The following is a 17,066-nucleotide window of genomic DNA, read 5'->3' as shown; positions in this document are numbered from 1 at the left end:
GACGATCACTGGTGGACCAGTTGTCGTGCCAACGGCAGTGCTGGGTAGCTATGATCGGACAGGATAACCGCTGAAGGCATCTAAGCGGGAAGCCCCCCTCAAAACAAGGTATCCCTGAGGACCGTGGAAGACCACCACGTCGATAGGCCGGAGATGTAAGCATGGTAACATGTTCAGTTGACCGGTACTAATGGTCCGATAGGCTTGATTTGATCCAGTAACAGACAGGGACACAAACCTGACTGCGAACACTCAAAAGCATACACATACAGCGTACTCGACTGACAGCACCGCCCGACAGGGCAGGTTGATGAACACCCACCCGCAGTGACGGGATCTGGCAGCGCGCTTCGCGTCGCGAAACGCTCCCTGCCGCACCGTCTCTGCAGCGTGGTCTTTCCTTGGTTTGGTGGTCATAGCACGAGCAAAACACCCGGCTCCATTCCGAACCCGGTCGTTAAGTGCCGTCGCGCCAATGGTACTGCGTCTCAAGACGTGGGAGAGTAGGTCACCGCCAAACCTAGAAAAGACCACAAAACCGTATCTCTCTAAACGATCCACCCTGACCAAAACATAATCAGGGCAAAATCGCCGCGGGATGGAGCAGCCCGGTAGCTCGTCAGGCTCATAACCTGAAGGTCGTAGGTTCAAATCCTACTCCCGCAACCAGTCCTAACGAACAGGCCGCACCCGAAAGGGTCGCGGCCTTTTTGCTGTCCGGAAAAGTCAGCATCTCCAGCAGCTTGCTGCGGATCTCAAGCGTGTGGAAGTCCGCTTCCGTGTCGTAGAGGCCCGAAAGTTCTCGCTGAAGGTCCTTGGGGGCTTTCCGACACTGCGCGTGCTCGCTCCCTTCGTCGCGTTCCCGGGCATTCAAGACCCGGCCAACAGGGTGTCGGCTCGGGGCAATGGCGCAAGTCGGGCCGGCAGTGCAGGCCGGCCCGAGATCAATGCGGTGAGATCAGTTGCTACCCATGTTCGCGAGGCTGTTGTTCAGCTCTTCCTGGATCTGATCGATCGAGAAGCTGTCCGGACGCTGCGACGGCGGATATTCCTCGAACGTGGCGAAGAACTTCGCGACCTCCTGCGAGGCCGGTGCCACGAGGTAGGCGTGATCGCTCACCCAATCCCAGTAGGTGTTCGAGGTAATGTCGGCGCGCTCGTAGGGATCGGCACGCAGGTCGAACAGCTTGGGGACACGCAGCTCGGTGAAGGGCTCGGCCCACACACCCATGGTGCCCTGCTTGCGCTGTTCCTTGAAGACCACCTTCCAGTTCTCGTAGCGCAGGCCGACGATCTCGCCATCATCGTTGATGTAGAAGAACTCGTCGCGCGCGCCCTCATCAGTGGCCCCGGTGAGGTAGTCGAGTTGGTTGTAGCCATCGAGATGGTTCTGTACTCCTCGCCGTCGATGGGGTCCCCGCCATCAGCCGCTCTTGATGTCGGTGTCTCCGACGGCGGCCATGATCGTCGGGAACCAGTCAAGCCCTGAGAACATCTCCGTGTAGACGGTGCCGGGCTCGATCATGCCGGGCCAGCGGATCAGCGCCGGCACGCGATATGCACCTTCCCAGTTGGTGTTCTTTTCGGACCGGAACGGCGTGGTGCCCGCGTCCGGCCAAGTGTTCTGGTGCGGACCGTTGTCGGTGGTGTAGATCACCAGCGTGTTGTCGGCGACACCCAGTTCGTCGAGAGCGTCAAGAACCTCGCCGATCACCCCGTCATTCTCGACCATGCCATCGGCATATTCGGTCGGCGCGGTCAGGCCCGGCTCGCTGCGGTTCTCGTCCCGCACGTGGGTTTTGTAGTGCATCCGGGTGGTGTTGTACCAGGTGAAGAAGGGCGTGCCCGACTCCACGGCGCGGGTCATGAAGTCGATCGCTCCGGCGGCGGTTTCCCCGTCGACGGTCTCCATCCGCTTGCGGGTGAGCGGGCCGGTGTCTTCGATCTCGCCATCCGCATAGGAGTGCAGGACGCCACGCGGGCCGAAGCGCTCGCGGAATTCCGGGTCCTGCGGATAGTTGAACTGCTCCGGCTCCTCCTCTGCATTGAGGTGATAGAGGTTGCCGAAGAACTCGTCGAACCCGTGCTCCGTGGGGAGATGCTCGTCGCGGTCGCCGAGGTGGTTCTTGCCGAACTGGCCGGTGGCGTAGCCGTGATCCTTGAGTGCCGAGGCAAGCGTCACATCCACGTCCTGCATGCCGGCGTTTGCCCCGGGCAGCCCGACCTTGGAGAGGCCGGTGCGGAGCGTCGATTGGCCGGTGATGAAGGTAGAGCGCCCCGCAGTGCAGCTCTGCTCGGCATAATAGTCTGTGAACTTGGCACCCTCGGAGGCGATCCGATCGATATTGGGTGTGTCGTAGCCCATGAGGCCGAAGCTGTAGGTCGAGAGGTTGGTCTGGCCGATATCGTCTCCGAAGATCACCAGAATGTTGGGCTTGTCGGTTCCGGCGTCCTGAGCCGTGGCCATTGAAGCGGAAAATAGGGCGGCAGTGGCCAAGGCTGTAAATCTACTCATCGAATCTTCTCCATGTATCGCGAAGGACTCGCGCATAAGTGTAGCTTGCGGCAATCTTCTCTGTCACGTCTTGCATAAATTTTCTGCTTCGGCGGAAACGGCAAGGGATCGCGTATGTCGGTCGCTCGTGGCCGCGTGCGTTGGGTGTGCGACCTCCTCTGCTGGAAGGTCCTGCGAGATTACGCGGTAGCGGGATGGGTCGAGACGATAGGTCGCCGCGTCTATGGTGCGGTCCGGATCGACGCAGAGCGCCCGGACGGGGGCGATCACGCGGATCGTCCGGGCGGCGATGACGGATGCGCTGCCGTTCGAACGGACAGGAGCCGCCCGATCATCGAGCATGCCAGGCTGCTGACGTGACACCGCGACCTGCCGGTGGGCAGTGTCTCGTTCACCCAGTCGGTCAATGACAAGAGCTATCTCAGCAAGGCGTGCCAGAACGGAGGCGGCCTGTCGCCGGCAGGTGCTGCGCGAGCGTGTGGCCCGGGCGCCGGCGTCAGAGCTGTGCCGATGCGCTTTCGCCGCGCAGCTTGCTGACAAGGTCGACCAGCTCGACCAGCGATCGGATCTCGAGCTTCTCGAGGATGCGGGCGCGGTGGTGATCGACGGTGCGCGGGCTGATGCCGAGCGAGTTGGCGATCTCCTTGCTCGATACCTCGGCGGGGTTGGTGAGCATGCGCTTGACGATCTCTTCCTCGCGCGCAGTCAGCCGATTGAAGCGGGCCTGCAGCGCGCGCCGCGTCTCGAGCGCGTCACGCTTGGCCGATGCGATCTCGAGGGCGGTCTCGATCCGTTCGATCAGCACCGACTGGCGGAACGGTTTCTCGAGAAAATCGACCGCGCCGGCCTTCATCGCCTGCACCGATTCCGGTACCCCGCCATGGCCGGTGATGAACACCACAGCCAGCGGGCTGCCCTGGCCGTTCAGCAGGGCCTGCAATTCGAGCCCGCTCATTCCCGGCATGCCGTGATCCAGCACCAGACATGCGGCCTGCTCACCATCATAGGCGGCGAGAAACTCGCGCCCGGAGGCGAAGGCCTCGACCTCGAAGCCGCGCTGCGTCAGCGCGCGGGTCAGTGAGGTCCGGATGTCCTGATCATCATCGACGATGAAGATCATCTGATTGCTGTCACCCATGGAAAACCGAAACCTGAATTGCGAAACAGCGCAGGGAAATTCTGTTTCTCGAAAAGAGTTCAGCGCGGAATGTCAGCTTTTTCAAGGATAAGCAACTGTTGGTAGACCAATTTGGTCTCTTTGCATCCATGCGGACACGCCAGTTTTTCGGTTTACCGGGATCCGGTCAGGACGGCATTTCCGCGGCATTCACCGTAAAGCGGAAACTTGCGCCGCGCGGGTCCGAGCGCTCGTGCCAGAGGCGACCGTCATTGGCCTGCACGATGGATTGGCAGATCGACAGGCCAAGGCCCATGCCGCTGGGCTTGGTGGTCTCGAAATCGGTGAAGAGACTGATATCGGGCGACACGCCCGGGCCGGTATCGGCCACGGTCACGAGAACCTGCTTGCCGAGCCTGTGCGCCCGCACGGTAACGCGGCGCTCGCCTTCGGTATTCTCGGCCACGGCCTCGATGGCATTGCGCAGCAGGTTCACCAGAACCTGCGCGATCTGCAGGCGGTTGGCGTTCACCGGCGGCAGGTCTTCGAGCTCGGTGGTCATCGTCGCGTTGGCGGCGCGGGCTTCGGCGATGACCAGGCGCTGGGTCTGCGCCACCAGTTCGGAAAGATCGAAATCGGTGCGGATGCCTTCGTCGCGGCGGATGAAGGCGCGCAGGGCGCGGATGATCTCGCCGGCGCGCACCGACTGCTCGGCGATCTCCTCGAGCGTGGCGTGCAGCTCGGGATTGGCGGCGCTCATCTGGTCGACCGCGTAGAGCGCGCTGTCAGCGTTCTGCGCGATGGCGGTCAGTGGCTGGTTGAGCTCGTGCGCCAGCCCGGCGGCGACCTGGCCCATTGTGTTGTCGCGCGACAGATTCGACAGGTCCTTGCTGAGCTCGGCGATCTGTTCCTCGGTGTGCTTGGCCTGGGTGATGTCGTCCATGGTGAGCACGAAGTGCAGCGGCCGGCCCTGCTGGTTGAAGATCAGGATGGAGTTGAGCGCCGTCCAGATCGCCGCGCCGCCACGCCGCACGCAGCGCAGTTCCTGGTTGATCTCGCGGACCGGATCGCCGTCGTCTCCGGTGAACAGGCGGAAGGGCGGGTCGTCCGGGTGGATCAGGTCCGAGATCGCCATGACCTGAAGCGCCTCGGCGCTGTAGCCGGTGATTTCGCAGAATCGCTCGTTGACGCGCAGGAAGCGCCCCGTCCGGGCGTCGATCTGGGCCATGCCGCGCGAGGACAATGCGAAGGTGCTGCCGTATTCCATCTCGGTCTCGCGCCGCGCGGCGATCTGCTGCATCAGCGTCTCGTTGGCGTTCTCGAGCTCCTGGTAGGTCTTGGGCAGCGGTTCGGAAGGATCGAGTTCCCCCTGCGAGATCAGCGCCGAGCGCACCGCGAAGGCGCGCACCGGCTTGTAGATGAAATTCGCCAGCGCCAGCCCGCAGATCCCGGTGATTGCCGCAACCACCGCCGCGATCCAGATGTTGGTCAGGCGGTTCTCCTTGATCACCTCGGTGAAGTCGCTTTCCAGCGCGTAGGCCGCGATGGTCCAGGGCAGGTGCTCGCTGATCGGCGGCATCACGACGGCCACATAGGTCCCGCCGTTGTAGCGGAACTGCGACAGCGTCTCCTCTTCCACGGCAGCGACCCCGTTCTCCATGACCTGCGCAAAGGCGGCACGGGCGATGGGGTCCTCGAACTGCCGGATGTCGACGAAGCGCAGCGTGCCGTCGGCGTCCTTGGTCTTGAGCAGGGATTGGTTCGGATGCGCCAGCACGTCGCCATTGCGGTGGATGATCAGCGCCCGCCCGGTGCTGCCGATGCGCAGCCGAGCGAGGAAATCCGAGATGTCGCTGATCTCGATATCGACGCCGACGATGCCGCGCACGCTGTCGGGGCCGTCCATCACCGGCGAGGCCAGCGTGATGCCGGGCTGCTGGGAGGAGAAGAAGATGTAGGGATCTGTCCAGATCGTGGTCAGCTGCTGGCGAGCGCGGATGTACCACGGGCGCGTGCGCGGATCGTACGTGTCGTCGGGGTCGAGGCGGCGCTCGATCACCCGGAACTCGTCGTCGCGCCAGATCAGTTCGGTGCTGCGCTTGTCACCGTTGACGCGGATGATCTTGGTCCGGAACGGCCCGGGCGCATTATCCGCGCGCATGACATAGACGAAATCCCCGTTCTCGTTGCCGTGATAGACCCCGGCGAATTGCGGCGCGAGCTGAAGCTGCTGGAACAGCAGCTGCTCGAGCAGCTCGGGCACGTCGCTGGCGATCACCCGGTCCTGAGCCAGCCGGGCCGAAAGCTCTGCGGCGCCGCGTGCGGGGCTGAGGAAGCCGCGGGAATGCTCAATGGTGTTGGTGCCGACATCGCTGAGCAGGTCGCGGGCGTGATCGAGAAGCGCGCGTTCCGAGGTCACGTAGGAGGAAAACACCACCGCGAGAACCGCGATGAACTGCAGCCCGGCAAGGCCGACTGCCAGCAGTGCTCCAAGTGAAACGCGCATCACACCCCCGTGCCAGAGTCCGCCGGCCGGCCGGTGGCTTACATGCCCCGAAGTTCTTCCACAAAGGGGCGTTCCGGGCAACTGCCACGGCGGCGATTGCGCATAGGCAAAACTACGCAGGCAATCACGCTAATTTCGTTTCGGGCCCCGTTATGAGAAGTTTATGTCCGTCGGCACCGGGGGAGTATCGAGTTCCCGTCATGCGTTCCCGGATCGGCAATATTGTTTAAAGTTGTTTAACGGCGTTAGTGAGTGGCGCTTATAGTATTCTGTTTCAGCAAGAGCCGGCGTCAGATATCCCCATCTGGCGCCGGTTTTCTTTTCCGCGGTTCCGCTCTTCGAGAGAGTATTCGAGGCGTCACAGAGGGGGGGCGGAAATTGCGGTTTCACCGGCGTGACGAATAGGCGTGTGCCCATAAGGCGAATCTCATATGCACCTTTAATTCGAAACCAGAGTGCGCACCAATTCCCTCAGCGTAAAGACGACCGGCTTACTCGAAGCAGTCGTCACGGCCATCGCGCTCGATCGTGGCAGCACCGTCGCGGATCTGCGCCGAGCGGCGTTGCACGAAGTTTGAGGGCCGCGAGGCGGAACGATCCTTTGGATCGGGAAGGATCGCCGCCAGACGGGCCGCCTGCGTCGCGCTGAGCGCCTGTGAGGCGACCCCGAAATAATGCTCTGCCGCAGCACCGACGCCGAACACGCCCTCGTCGAACTCGGCGATGTTGAGATAGACCTCGAGGATCCGGCGCTTGGGCCAGACCGCCTCGACCAGCGGCGTGATCATCGCCTCGAGCGCCTTGCGCGGCCAGCTGCGGCCCTGCCAGAGATAGACGTTCTTCACCGTTTGCTGCGAGATCGTCGAGGCACCGCGGTTGCCGCCTTCCTCGATGGCGTTGCGGATCGCCTTCATGTCGAAGCCCCAGTGGGTGCAGAAGTTCGCGTCCTCCGCTGCCACGACCGAGCGCAGCATCACCGGCGCGATGTCGTCCGCATCGACCCAGACGTGATCGACGGGCGCGCCCAGCCGCTTGCCCTCGGACCACATGGTGTAGGTGGTGGGCGGGTCGACCACGCGGTAGAGCACCACGAGCAGCAGCACCAGCGCCAGCAGAACAAGGCCCCCGCGAACGGCCAGCCGGATGAACCAGCGCAACGGTCGGAACGGCCGTCTGGTCCCCGACGCGGATTTGCGCGGGGCGGAATCGCTGGTCTGCTTCGCTTTGGTTTTCTTTGCTGCTCGCGCCATGGATCATGGTCTACACGGGCGGACTCGTTCGGGAAAGCAGTGTTCGCAAAAAGGGCCCGGTACGCCCGAACGCACCGGACCCGGACCGCCTCTGTGCGGCAAAGAAGGTCCTGTCACTCGTACCCGTACACCACGCTGTGCCCCGGGATGAGCCGGGACAGGGTTCATCATCTCACGGTATTGCGACACCACTTGGGGGAGAATGCGGCCCTCGTGAGGCGGCCCCGAGCCAAGGTATTGAAAAACAAGAACGCCCGGGGAGTGCCCGGGCGTTTTTGTTGTTTCCTCTTGGAGCGGCTTACTCGGCCGGAACCGCGACGCTGTCCTCGATTCCCAGCGGGTGGGCGATCTTGTTGAGCATCTCCTTGGGGCAGACCTGCAGGAAGTTGCCCTTCTCGAGATCCCAGTGCTGCAGGATGTCCTGCGCCTTGCGGCTCTTGGTCTCGGCGACGTGACGCTCGATGAGGTCCTTCAGCTCGGCTTCCCAGTGCTCCTGCGTGACGGTGCAGGTGACGAGGCTTTCCATGTTCAGCATATCCTGCGCCATGCCCTCGGGGTCATAGAGATAGGCCATGCCACCGGTCATGCCGGCACCGAAGTTGGCGCCGATCGGTCCGAGGATCACCGCCACACCGCCGGTCATGTACTCGCAGCCGTTCGAGCCGCAGCCCTCGACCACCACCTTGGCGCCCGAGTTGCGCACCGCGAAGCGCTCGCCTGCGCGGCCGGCAGCAAAGAGGTGGCCGTCGGTGGCACCGTAGAGCACGGTGTTGCCGATGATGGTGTTCTCTTCCGCCTTGAGCGGCGACATCATCGGCGGACGCACCACGATCAGACCGCCCGACAGGCCCTTGCCGACATAGTCGTTGGCATCGCCCGACACCTCGATCTTGAGGCCCGGCGCCGCGAAGGCCCCCAGCGACTGGCCGGCGGAGCCGGTCAGCTTGACGTGCAGGTGATCGGGCTGCAGCGCGTTGCGCATGCCGAACTTCGACACGATGTGCGACGAGGTCCGCGTGCCCACGGTGCGGTGGGTGTTCTGCACCGCGTAGGAGAGCTGCATCTTCTCGCCGTCCTCGAGGAAGCGGTGACCGTCGCGGACGATCTCGGCATCGAGCGTGTCGGGCACCGCGTTGCGGTCCTTGTAGCGGTCGTAGACGATGTCGTCTGCGCCATCGACGCGGATCAGCAGCGGGTTGAGGTCGAGGTCGTCGAGATGCTCGGCCCCGCGCGACACCTGACGCAGCAGATCGGCGCGGCCGATCACGTCGTTCAGGCTGCGTGCACCGATCGAGGCGAGGATCTCGCGCACTTCGGTGGCGTAGAAGGTGATCAGGTTGACCACCTTGTCGGCATTGCCGGTGAACTTGCCACGCAGCTCCTCGTCCTGGGTGCAGACGCCCACCGGGCAGGTGTTCGACTGGCACTGGCGGACCATGATGCAGCCCATGGCGATCAGCGCGGCGGTGCCGATGCCGAATTCCTCGGCGCCCATCATGGCGGCCATGACGATGTCACGGCCGGTGCGCAGACCGCCGTCGGTGCGCAGCGTGACACGGTCACGCAGCTTGTTCATCGCCAGAACCTGGTGCGCCTCGGTGAGGCCCATCTCCCATGGCAGACCGGCATACTTGATCGAGGTCGCCGGCGACGCGCCGGTGCCGCCGTTGTGACCCGAGATCAGGATCACGTCGGCCTTGGCCTTCGCAACACCGGCCGCAATCGTGCCGACGCCCGAAGACGCCACCAGCTTCACCGTCACCTTGCAGCGCGGGTTGATCTGCTTGAGGTCGTAGATCAGCTGCGCAAGGTCCTCGATCGAGTAGATGTCGTGGTGCGGCGGCGGCGAGATCAGCGTCACGCCCTTGGTCGAGTGGCGCAGGCGGGCGATCAGATCGGTGACCTTCATGCCCGGAAGCTGGCCACCCTCGCCGGGCTTGGCACCCTGCGCGACCTTGATCTCGAGCTCTTCGCAGTGGTTCAGGTACTCGGCGGTGACGCCGAAGCGGCCCGATGCCACCTGCTTGATCTTGGCCGACGGGTTGTCGCCGTTGGGCTCGGGCACGAAATGTGCCGGATCCTCGCCGCCTTCACCGGAATCCGACTTGGCGCCGATGCGGTTCATCGCGACGTTGAGGGTCTTGTGCGCCTCGGGCGACAGCGCACCCAGCGACATCCCCGGGGTGACAAAGCGCTTGCGGATCGAGGTGATGCTCTCGACCTCCTCGATCGGGATCGCCTTGCCGATCGGCTTCACGTCCAGCAGGTCGCGCAGGTGGATCGGCGGGTTGGCCCGCATCGCCTTGGAATAGGTCTTCCAAAGCTCGTAGGAGGCCTTGTTGCAGGCCGCCTGCATGAGGTGCATGGTCTGCGCCCCCCACGCGTGGGTCTCGCCCGACTTGCGCGCTTTGTAGAAGCCGCCGATCGGCAGGACGTCGCGGCCGCCGCGGAAGGCCAGCTCGTGGATCTCCTCGGCCTTGTTCTGGATGCCGTGCACACCGATGCCCGAGATCCGGCTCAGCATGCCGGGGAAGTACTCGGCGCACATGGCGCGCGACAGGCCTACGGCCTCGAAGTTGAGGCCGCCGCGATAGGACGAGATCACCGAGATGCCCATCTTGGCCATGATCTTGAGCAGACCCTGGTCGATGGCCTCGCGGAAGCGGGCGACGTTCTCGGTCAGGCTGCCGTCGAGCAGGCCGCGGTCGATGCGGTCGGCCAGGCTGTCCTCGGCGAGGTAGGGGTTCACGATGGTCGCACCGCAGCCCACGAGGACGGCGAAGTAATGCGGGTCGATGCACTCGGCCGAGCGGACGCCCAGCGAGCAGAAGGTGCGCAGGCCCTTCTTGGTCAGCCAGGAATGTACCGCCGAGGTGGCGAGGATCATCGGCATCGCGACCTTGTCCTCGGACTGGTGCTGGTCGGTGAGCACGAGGTGCCCGCCGCCCGAGCGCACCGCGTCCTCGGCCTCGTTGCGGATGCGCGCCAGTGCTTCGCGCAGCGCGCCCTCGCCGCCATCGGCGGGGAAGGTACAGTCGATCTCGACCAGCCCGGCATTGAAGTGCTCTTTCAGCTCGTCGAACTGGGCGTTGCCCACGAACGGGCTCTCGAGCACGAGGATCTCGGTCTGGGACGAGGATTCATCGAGCACGTTCTTGAGGTTGCCGAACCGCGTCTTGAGGCTCATGACGCGGAATTCGCGCAAGCTGTCGATCGGCGGGTTGGTGACCTGACTGAAGTTCTGGCGGAAGAAGTGGCTCAGCGGGCGATACTTCTTGGACAGCACCGCAGAGGGCGTGTCGTCGCCCATCGAGGCCAGCGCCTCCTTGCCGTCCTCGGCCATCGGCGACAGGATCTGCTCGAGCTCCTCGATCGAGTAGCCCGCCGCGATCTGACGCTTGCGCAGTTCGGCGCCGGTGAAGACCGGCTTCTCGGTGACCTTCGACAGCGGCTCGTCAAGATCGGTGATCTTGCCGACCCATTCGCCGAAGGGCTGCGAGGCCGCGAGGCGGTCCTTGATCTGGGTGTCGTGGTAGAGCTTGCCCTCTTCCATGTCGACGGCGATGAGCTGGCCTGGGCCAAGCGCGCCCTTCTCGCGGACGGTGCCCTCGTCGACGGGAACCATGCCCGCCTCGGAGCCGGCGATCAGCAGATCGTCACCGGTCACGACATAGCGCATCGGACGCAGGCCGTTGCGGTCGAGACCGCCGCAGACCCAGCGGCCGTCGGTCATGGCGAGCGCCGCGGGGCCGTCCCACGGCTCCATCACCGAGTTGACGTAGGAATACATGTCGCGCCACGCCTGCGGCAGCTCCACCGCCTGCTTGGACCACGATTCCGGGATCAGCATGGTCTTGGCCATCGGCGCGTTGCGCCCGGCGCGGACCAGCACTTCGAACACCGCGTCGAGGGCGGCGGAGTCCGACGCACCGCTGGCGATGATCGGCTTGATGTCCTCGGCCATCTCTCCGAAGGTCGACGAGGCCATGCGGATCTCGTGGCTCTTCATCCAGTTGGTGTTGCCCTTCAGCGTGTTGATCTCGCCGTTATGGGCGAGCATGCGGAAGGGCTGGGCCAGCCACCACTGCGGGAAGGTGTTGGTGGAATAGCGCTGGTGGTAGATCGCGAAGGCGGACTCGAAGCGCTCGTCCTGCAGATCGGGATAGAAATCCGCCACCTGCTCGGCCAGCATCATGCCCTTGTAGATGATCGAGCGGCAGGACAGCGAGGCGATGTAGAGCTCGTTGATGCCGGCCGCGGCGGCGGCCTTCTCGATGCGGCGACGGATGACGTAGAGCTCGCGCTCGAAGGTCTCCTCGTCGACGCCCTTGGCGTTCGAGATCAGGATCTGCTCGATCTCCGGGCGCGTCGCGTTGGCCTTCTCGCCAAGGCAGTCGACGTTCACCGGCACGTGGCGCCAGCCGTAGATGTAGTGGCCCATGCGCAGGACCTCGGTCTCGACGATGGTCCGGCAGGTCTCCTGCGAGGCAAAGTTGGTGCGCGGCAGGAAGACTTGGCCCACGGCCATCAGCTCACCCTTGCGCGGCGCGTGGCCGGTGCGGTCGATCTGGTCGTAGAAGAACGCGACAGGGATCTGCACATGGATGCCGGCGCCGTCGCCGGTCTTGCCGTCGGCGTCAACTGCGCCGCGGTGCCAGATGGCCTTCAGCGCGGTGATGCCTGCCTCGACAACCTTGCGCGACGGCTTGCCGTCGATGGACACCACGAGGCCCACGCCGCAGGACGAATGCTCATGCTCCTCGCGGAACAGGGCGTTCTCTTCCATCCATTTGCGCTTGGCTTCCTCGGCGGCGGCCCAGTTCTGGTCGTAAGTGGTCATGGTCAAGCCTCCTTGATCAATGCTGCGGGTGGTCGTGGCCGGCACCTTCGTGCCCCCCGGTCCCGCCGCCATATCCGCGCAGACGCGCGTAAGTCTCTTTCTGGTCGTCGCTCAGCAGCGGCGTCACCGCCAGATGCGCCGCAAGGTGCACCTCGCGCAGCCGCGACAATGCGTTGGCCGAGCTTTGCAGCAGGGCGGCGAGCATGTCGGGCTCAGCGTGACCGGCGCGGAACATCTTGGTCAGATGCTCTTCGCTGGCGACGTATTCGGCGCCGGCAGTCATCGCCGCGCGCGTCATCTCGTCATGGATCGCCTCTACCGAGGCGGTCTGTTCGTCTGTCAGCTCCAGCTCCTCGGCGAGCTCCAGCACGTGGGCCGGACCGGGGTAGCCGTTGAGCTCGGCGGGCTTTGCCAGGCCCCAGCCCTCGCCCGCGAGGATCGCCTGCACATCTGCCGCGCTCAGCGAGGCGACGTCGCGCGCGTCCTGCCCGGCATAGGGCTGGATCTCGGCCGTGGCGGGCGCGGCGAGCAGCGCGGCAAGCGCCAGAGTGGGCAGGGCGCGGATCATGCGCCGTCCACCTGCACGCCGTACTTGGTCAGCGTCTCGGCGCGGGTCATGCGGGGATGATCGCCCTGCAGTGCCCAGCAGTCGGGCTTCTCGTCGGCGAAGATCTCGCGCTCGAGCACCAGCCCGCAGGCATCATCGAGCAGGCCGATGGTGACCTCGTAATCGCCGGCGCCGTCGACGCCCTTGTCGTAGCGATACCAAAGCACCGAGCCGCAGGTGCCGCAGAACTCGCGGCTGGCCCAGTCGGAGGAGCGGAAGGCGCGGATGCTGCCCGCGTTCTCAATCGCCATGTCGGCGACCGGCACGGTGACGGCGAACAGCGCCGAGCCGGCCCAGCGGCGGCACTGCTCGCAATGGCAGACGCCGAAGCCGCCCATCGACTTCGCCGTGAAGCGCACCGCGCCGCACATGCATGCGCCTGTCCGTCCGGTCATCACCCTGTCCTCTGGCATGGCGCATCGGGCCATCCGACGCGCCGGCTTGCGGGGCGCGCCGCGCTGGCGCGCGCCCTGGATCACTCCGCCGCGACGGCGGCGGTCTTGTTGAAGTCCTGCAGCACGTGCTCGGCGCAGTCGCGGCCGTCACGGATCGCCCAGACCACGAGGCTGGCACCGCGCACGATGTCGCCCACGGCGTAGACGCCGGGCAGGGCGGTGCGGCCGGAGGTGAACTCGGCCTTGATGGTGCCCCAGCGGGTCACTTCCAGCTCGGGCGCGCCCCACAGCGTCGGCAGCTCTTCCGGCTCGAAGCCGAGCGCCTTGATGACCAGATCGGCGGGCTCTTCGTAGTCGGAGCCCTCGATCAGCTCGGGCGACTGGCGACCGGTGGCATCGGGCAGGCCGAGGCGCATCTTCTGTACCAGCACGCCGGAGACCGGATCGCCCATGAAGCCCTTGGGCGCGGTCAGCCACTCGAACTGCACGCCTTCTTCCTCGGCGTTCTGGGTTTCGCGCTGCGAGCCGGGCATGTTGGCACGGTCGCGGCGGTAGAGACATTTCACGCTCTCGGCGCCCTGACGGATCGCGGTGCGGACGCAGTCCATGGCGGTGTCGCCGCCGCCGATCACCACGACCTTCTTGCCGTTGGCGTTGAGCTCGCCGCTTTCGTATTCCGGCACGGTATCGCCGAAATTGGCGGTGCGGTTCGACGCGGTGAGGTAGTCGATCGCCTTGACGATGCCCTTGGCGCCAGCTCCGGGGCCGCGCAGGTCGCGCGACTTGTAGACGCCCGTGGCGATGATCACCGCGTCATGCTGTTCGCGGATGTCTTCGAAGGACATGTCCTCGCCGACGCTGCAGTTCATCACGAAGCGGACGCCGCCATCCTCGAGCTGCTGCATGCGGCGCATGACGATTTCCTTTTCGAGCTTGAAGCCCGGGATGCCGTAGGTCAGCAGGCCGCCGCCACGGTCATAGCGGTCATAGACCGTCACCTGCACGCCGGCGCGGCGCAGCATGTCGGCGGCGGCAAGGCCGCCGGGGCCGGCACCGATGATGCCGACGCTTTCCTGACGTTCCTGCGCCGGGGAGGCGGGCTTGACCCAGCCTTTCTCCCACGCGGTGTCGGTGATGTACTTCTCGACCGAGCCGATGGTCACGGTGCCGTGGCCCGACTGCTCGATGACGCAGTTGCCCTCGCACAGACGGTCCTGCGGGCAGATGCGGCCGCAGATCTCGGGGAAGGTGTTGGTCGCCTGGCTGACCTCGTAGGCCTCCTCGAGGCGGCCGGTCGCGGTCAGGCGCAGCCAGTCGGGGATGTTGTTGTGCAGCGGGCAGTGCGACTGGCAGTAGGGCACGCCGCATTGCGAACAACGGCTCGACTGCTCCGTCGCCTTGGCGTCGGCGAACTCGGCATAGATTTCGTCGAAGTCCTTGTTCCGGACATCTGCCTCGCGTTTCTCGGGCATATCCCGCTCGATCTTCACGAATTTGAGCATCGGCTGCTTCGCCATGTTCCTGGGTCTCCGAACAAGTCCTTGGGTCGGGCTTCAATACTGAAAGCTGAATTGAAAGAAAAGTCAGAAAGGCTGACCTATATTCGCTTTATTTTGCGAACACGACTCGGCGCACAGCATTCTTTCATGAAAACTGAGTAACGAGCCGGACCTATTTGACGCTTTTCCCCTTGAAACAAGGGCGTTATAGACACGGTGTGAGGCTAGCCGGAGGTTCCTGCCCATGCCAATGCTGCAGCTCATCCTGCTGGCCCTGATACAGGGCATCACCGAGTTTCTGCCTATTTCCTCCTCAGGTCACCTGATTCTTCTGCCGAATCTGACAGGCATGGCCGATCAGGGGCAGGCCATCGATGTTGCCGTGCATGTCGGCACGCTGGCCGCCGTGGTGCTCTATTTCTGGCGCGACGTACGCGTGGTGGCGCTGGGCACCGTCGACCTGATCCGCGGACGGCGCGAGACGCCGGGGGCGCGGCTCGCCTTCGGCCTGATCATCGCCACCATCCCGGTGATCATCGCGGGCCTCCTGATGAAGATCACCGGTCTCGACGAGGCGCTGCGCTCGGTGGCGGTGATCGGCTGGACGATGCTGGGCTTCGGGATCGTGCTCTACTGGGCCGACCAGCGCGGGCCGGTGCACAAGGAAGAGCAGGACTGGGGCGCAATGGATGCGCTGAAGATGGGGCTCTGGCAGGCGGTGGCTCTGATCCCCGGCACCTCGCGTTCGGGCATCTGCATCACCGGCGGGCGGTTCCTGGGCTACAATCGGCACGACGCCGCCAAGATCGCGATGCTGATGTCGATTCCGACGATCCTCGCCTCGGGCGCTTTGCTGGGGCTCGAGGTCGCCTCCGAGGCCGATGCCAGCGTTGCCATCGACGGGCTGATCGGCGCGGTCTTCGCCTTTGGTGCGGCGCTGGCGGCGCTGACCCTGATGATGCGTCTGCTGCACTCGGTGAGCTTCACGCCCTACGTCATCTACCGCGTCATTCTCGGCGCCGGTCTGCTGATCTACGCCTATAGCTGAGCAGTCTCTTTCCAAGAAAGAAGGTGGCCCCGGAGTTTGGGGAACTCCGGGGCCTTGAGATGCGCCGACTCGCGGACGGGAATTGACCGCTGGGGACAGGGTTGCCGACGCATACGCGCGATTTCAGGCAGCGAGCACACGCTTGGGAATCCTGCTAATTCAAGCATGTCGGGCTTGGCAATGGTGCCTCAATACCGCTAGCGGAAACCCGCCGCCGTGGAATGCTGCGCGCGCGAATTCCCGCTCAGGTGAATCGTAACGGGCCCTCACACGCGGTGGTATGGGCTTCCTGCGAGGATCGAGGCGGCGCGGTAGAGCTGCTCGGCGATCATCACCCGCACCAACATGTGCGGCCAGACCATCTGCCCGAAGGACAGCGCCATGTCGGCCTCGGCGCGCAACGACGGGTCGAGGCCGTCGGCACCGCCGATGACGAAGGCCATGTCCTGGGTGCCGTCATCGCGCCAGCGGCCGAGGGTCTGGGCGAAATCCGGAGAGCTCATGAGCTTGCCGCGTTCATCGAGGATGCAGAGCCGCGCGCCGGAGGGCAGGGCGCGGCGCAGCAACTCCGCCTCGGAGGCCATGCCGCCGCCCTTGCGGTCGTCGACCTCCACCACGCGCACCGGGCCAAGCCCGAGCGCACGACCGGTGCGGTCGAATCTTTTCAGGTAGTCGTCGACAAGATCGCGTTCGGGGCCCGCCCGAAGGCGCCCCACGACGCAAAGATGTACGCGCATGAGACCGTGGTCAGGTCACGGTCTGCGCGGTTTTGCCAAGCGGCATCCACATCTTCTCGAGCTGGTAGAACTCGCGCACTTCCGGGCGGAAGACATGGACGATGACATCGCCGGTGTCGACCAGAACCCAGTCGCCGGTGTCCTGACCCTCGATCTTGGGCAGCAGGCCCAGATCGTGCTTCAGGTCTTCGACCAGCTTCTCGGCGATCGAGACAACCTGACGCGAGGAGCGGCCCGAGCACACGACCATCTGGTCGCACACGGAGGTCTTGCCGCGCAGGTCGATCTGCACGACGTCTTCCGCCTTGTTGTCATCGAGGCTTTCGAGGATGCGCGCGAGGATCTGCTCGCTTGTGACCTCGGATTGGGGCAGGCCGTTCATCGGCGCCCCCGGCTCTGCGGCACCGGCCGCATTCGCAGTAAGTGTCAGGACGTTGTCCTCCTTGGTTGCAAGCGCCGAAAGCCACCCCGGCGCCGGGCGTGCCTTTAAGATAGCATCGGAGTCGCAAAATCTCAATGATCGCAGGGCAGCGCAGCGCTTAACGCCCGCGC

13 protein-coding genes, 1 tRNA gene and 1 rRNA gene are annotated in these 17,066 nt (G+C 64.6%); 3 read left to right on the top strand and 12 right to left on the bottom strand.

Annotated elements, in window-relative coordinates; translation table 11 throughout:
* Positions 1–405 precede the first annotated feature (405 nt).
* Together rrf and R2601_RS05310 are read left to right on the top strand one after the other, a co-directional pair.
* Positions 406–520, top strand: a 5S ribosomal RNA gene (gene rrf / locus R2601_RS05315).
* A 72-nt stretch (positions 521–592) separates the two neighbouring features.
* Positions 593–669 (top strand) — tRNA-Met (locus R2601_RS05310).
* Positions 670–958: 289 nt separating this feature from the next.
* Here R2601_RS05310 and R2601_RS27660 read toward each other — a convergent pair.
* The 10 genes from R2601_RS27660 to R2601_RS05265 all read right to left on the bottom strand — a co-directional run bounded on the left by R2601_RS27660 (position 959) and on the right by R2601_RS05265 (position 14,747).
* Positions 959–1,285, bottom strand: coding sequence for a hypothetical protein (locus R2601_RS27660; RefSeq protein WP_375360180.1), 327 nt, complete (start codon positions 1,283–1,285; stop codon positions 959–961).
* Between the two features lie 138 nt (positions 1,286–1,423).
* On the bottom strand, positions 1,424–2,515 hold the full coding sequence (locus tag R2601_RS05305; protein WP_311135699.1) for a sulfatase-like hydrolase/transferase: 1,092 nt from the start codon (positions 2,513–2,515) through the stop codon (positions 1,424–1,426).
* A 63-nt stretch (positions 2,516–2,578) separates the two neighbouring features.
* Positions 2,579–2,857: a hypothetical protein gene (locus R2601_RS26625; protein ID WP_144266896.1), complete on the bottom strand. Its 279-nt coding sequence runs from the start codon at positions 2,855–2,857 to the stop codon at positions 2,579–2,581.
* Between the two features lie 154 nt (positions 2,858–3,011).
* Complete coding sequence (locus tag R2601_RS05295) at positions 3,012–3,653, bottom strand: response regulator transcription factor (protein ID WP_007794682.1); 642 nt, start codon at positions 3,651–3,653, stop codon at positions 3,012–3,014.
* A gap of 166 nt (positions 3,654–3,819) precedes the next feature.
* A complete protein-coding gene (locus R2601_RS05290; RefSeq protein WP_007794680.1) occupies positions 3,820–6,138 on the bottom strand; it encodes a sensor histidine kinase in 2,319 nt (772 codons plus the stop codon).
* A gap of 491 nt (positions 6,139–6,629) precedes the next feature.
* On the bottom strand, positions 6,630–7,295 hold the full coding sequence (gene mtgA / locus R2601_RS05285; protein WP_007794677.1) for a monofunctional biosynthetic peptidoglycan transglycosylase: 666 nt from the start codon (positions 7,293–7,295) through the stop codon (positions 6,630–6,632).
* A 391-nt stretch (positions 7,296–7,686) separates the two neighbouring features.
* Positions 7,687–12,228 (bottom strand): glutamate synthase large subunit, encoded by a 4,542-nt coding sequence (gltB, locus tag R2601_RS05280; protein ID WP_040545165.1) that lies wholly within the window; start codon positions 12,226–12,228, stop codon positions 7,687–7,689.
* Between the two features lie 16 nt (positions 12,229–12,244).
* Positions 12,245–12,796, bottom strand: coding sequence for a Spy/CpxP family protein refolding chaperone (locus tag R2601_RS05275; protein ID WP_007794671.1), 552 nt, complete (start codon positions 12,794–12,796; stop codon positions 12,245–12,247).
* On the bottom strand, positions 12,793–13,230 hold the full coding sequence (locus R2601_RS05270; protein WP_040544381.1) for a GFA family protein: 438 nt from the start codon (positions 13,228–13,230) through the stop codon (positions 12,793–12,795). The genes R2601_RS05275 and R2601_RS05270 overlap by 4 nt, the downstream gene beginning before the upstream one ends.
* A gap of 80 nt (positions 13,231–13,310) precedes the next feature.
* The gene (locus tag R2601_RS05265) at positions 13,311–14,747 is read right to left on the bottom strand and encodes an NAD(P)-dependent oxidoreductase (RefSeq protein WP_007794664.1); all 1,437 of its coding nucleotides are present in this window, start codon (positions 14,745–14,747) and stop codon (positions 13,311–13,313) included.
* A gap of 226 nt (positions 14,748–14,973) precedes the next feature.
* Here R2601_RS05265 and R2601_RS05260 point away from each other — a divergent pair, with 226 nt between their 5' ends.
* Positions 14,974–15,777, top strand: a complete 804-nt coding sequence (locus tag R2601_RS05260; protein ID WP_007794662.1) for an undecaprenyl-diphosphate phosphatase — start codon at positions 14,974–14,976, stop codon at positions 15,775–15,777.
* Between the two features lie 266 nt (positions 15,778–16,043).
* On the opposite strand, the gene rlmH is transcribed toward R2601_RS05260, so the two are convergent.
* Both rlmH and rsfS read right to left on the bottom strand, forming a co-directional pair.
* Entirely contained in the window at positions 16,044–16,514 is a 471-nt protein-coding gene (gene rlmH / locus R2601_RS05255; protein ID WP_007794659.1) for a 23S rRNA (pseudouridine(1915)-N(3))-methyltransferase RlmH, read from the bottom strand.
* A 10-nt stretch (positions 16,515–16,524) separates the two neighbouring features.
* Complete coding sequence (gene rsfS, locus R2601_RS05250; protein WP_007794657.1) at positions 16,525–16,896, bottom strand: ribosome silencing factor; 372 nt, start codon at positions 16,894–16,896, stop codon at positions 16,525–16,527.
* Positions 16,897–17,066: the final 170 nt, after the last annotated feature.

The organism is Salipiger bermudensis HTCC2601, assembly GCF_000153725.1.
GTDB classification, from domain to species: domain Bacteria; phylum Pseudomonadota; class Alphaproteobacteria; order Rhodobacterales; family Rhodobacteraceae; genus Salipiger; species Salipiger bermudensis.
This window is presented reverse-complemented; position numbering and strand designations above follow the sequence as displayed.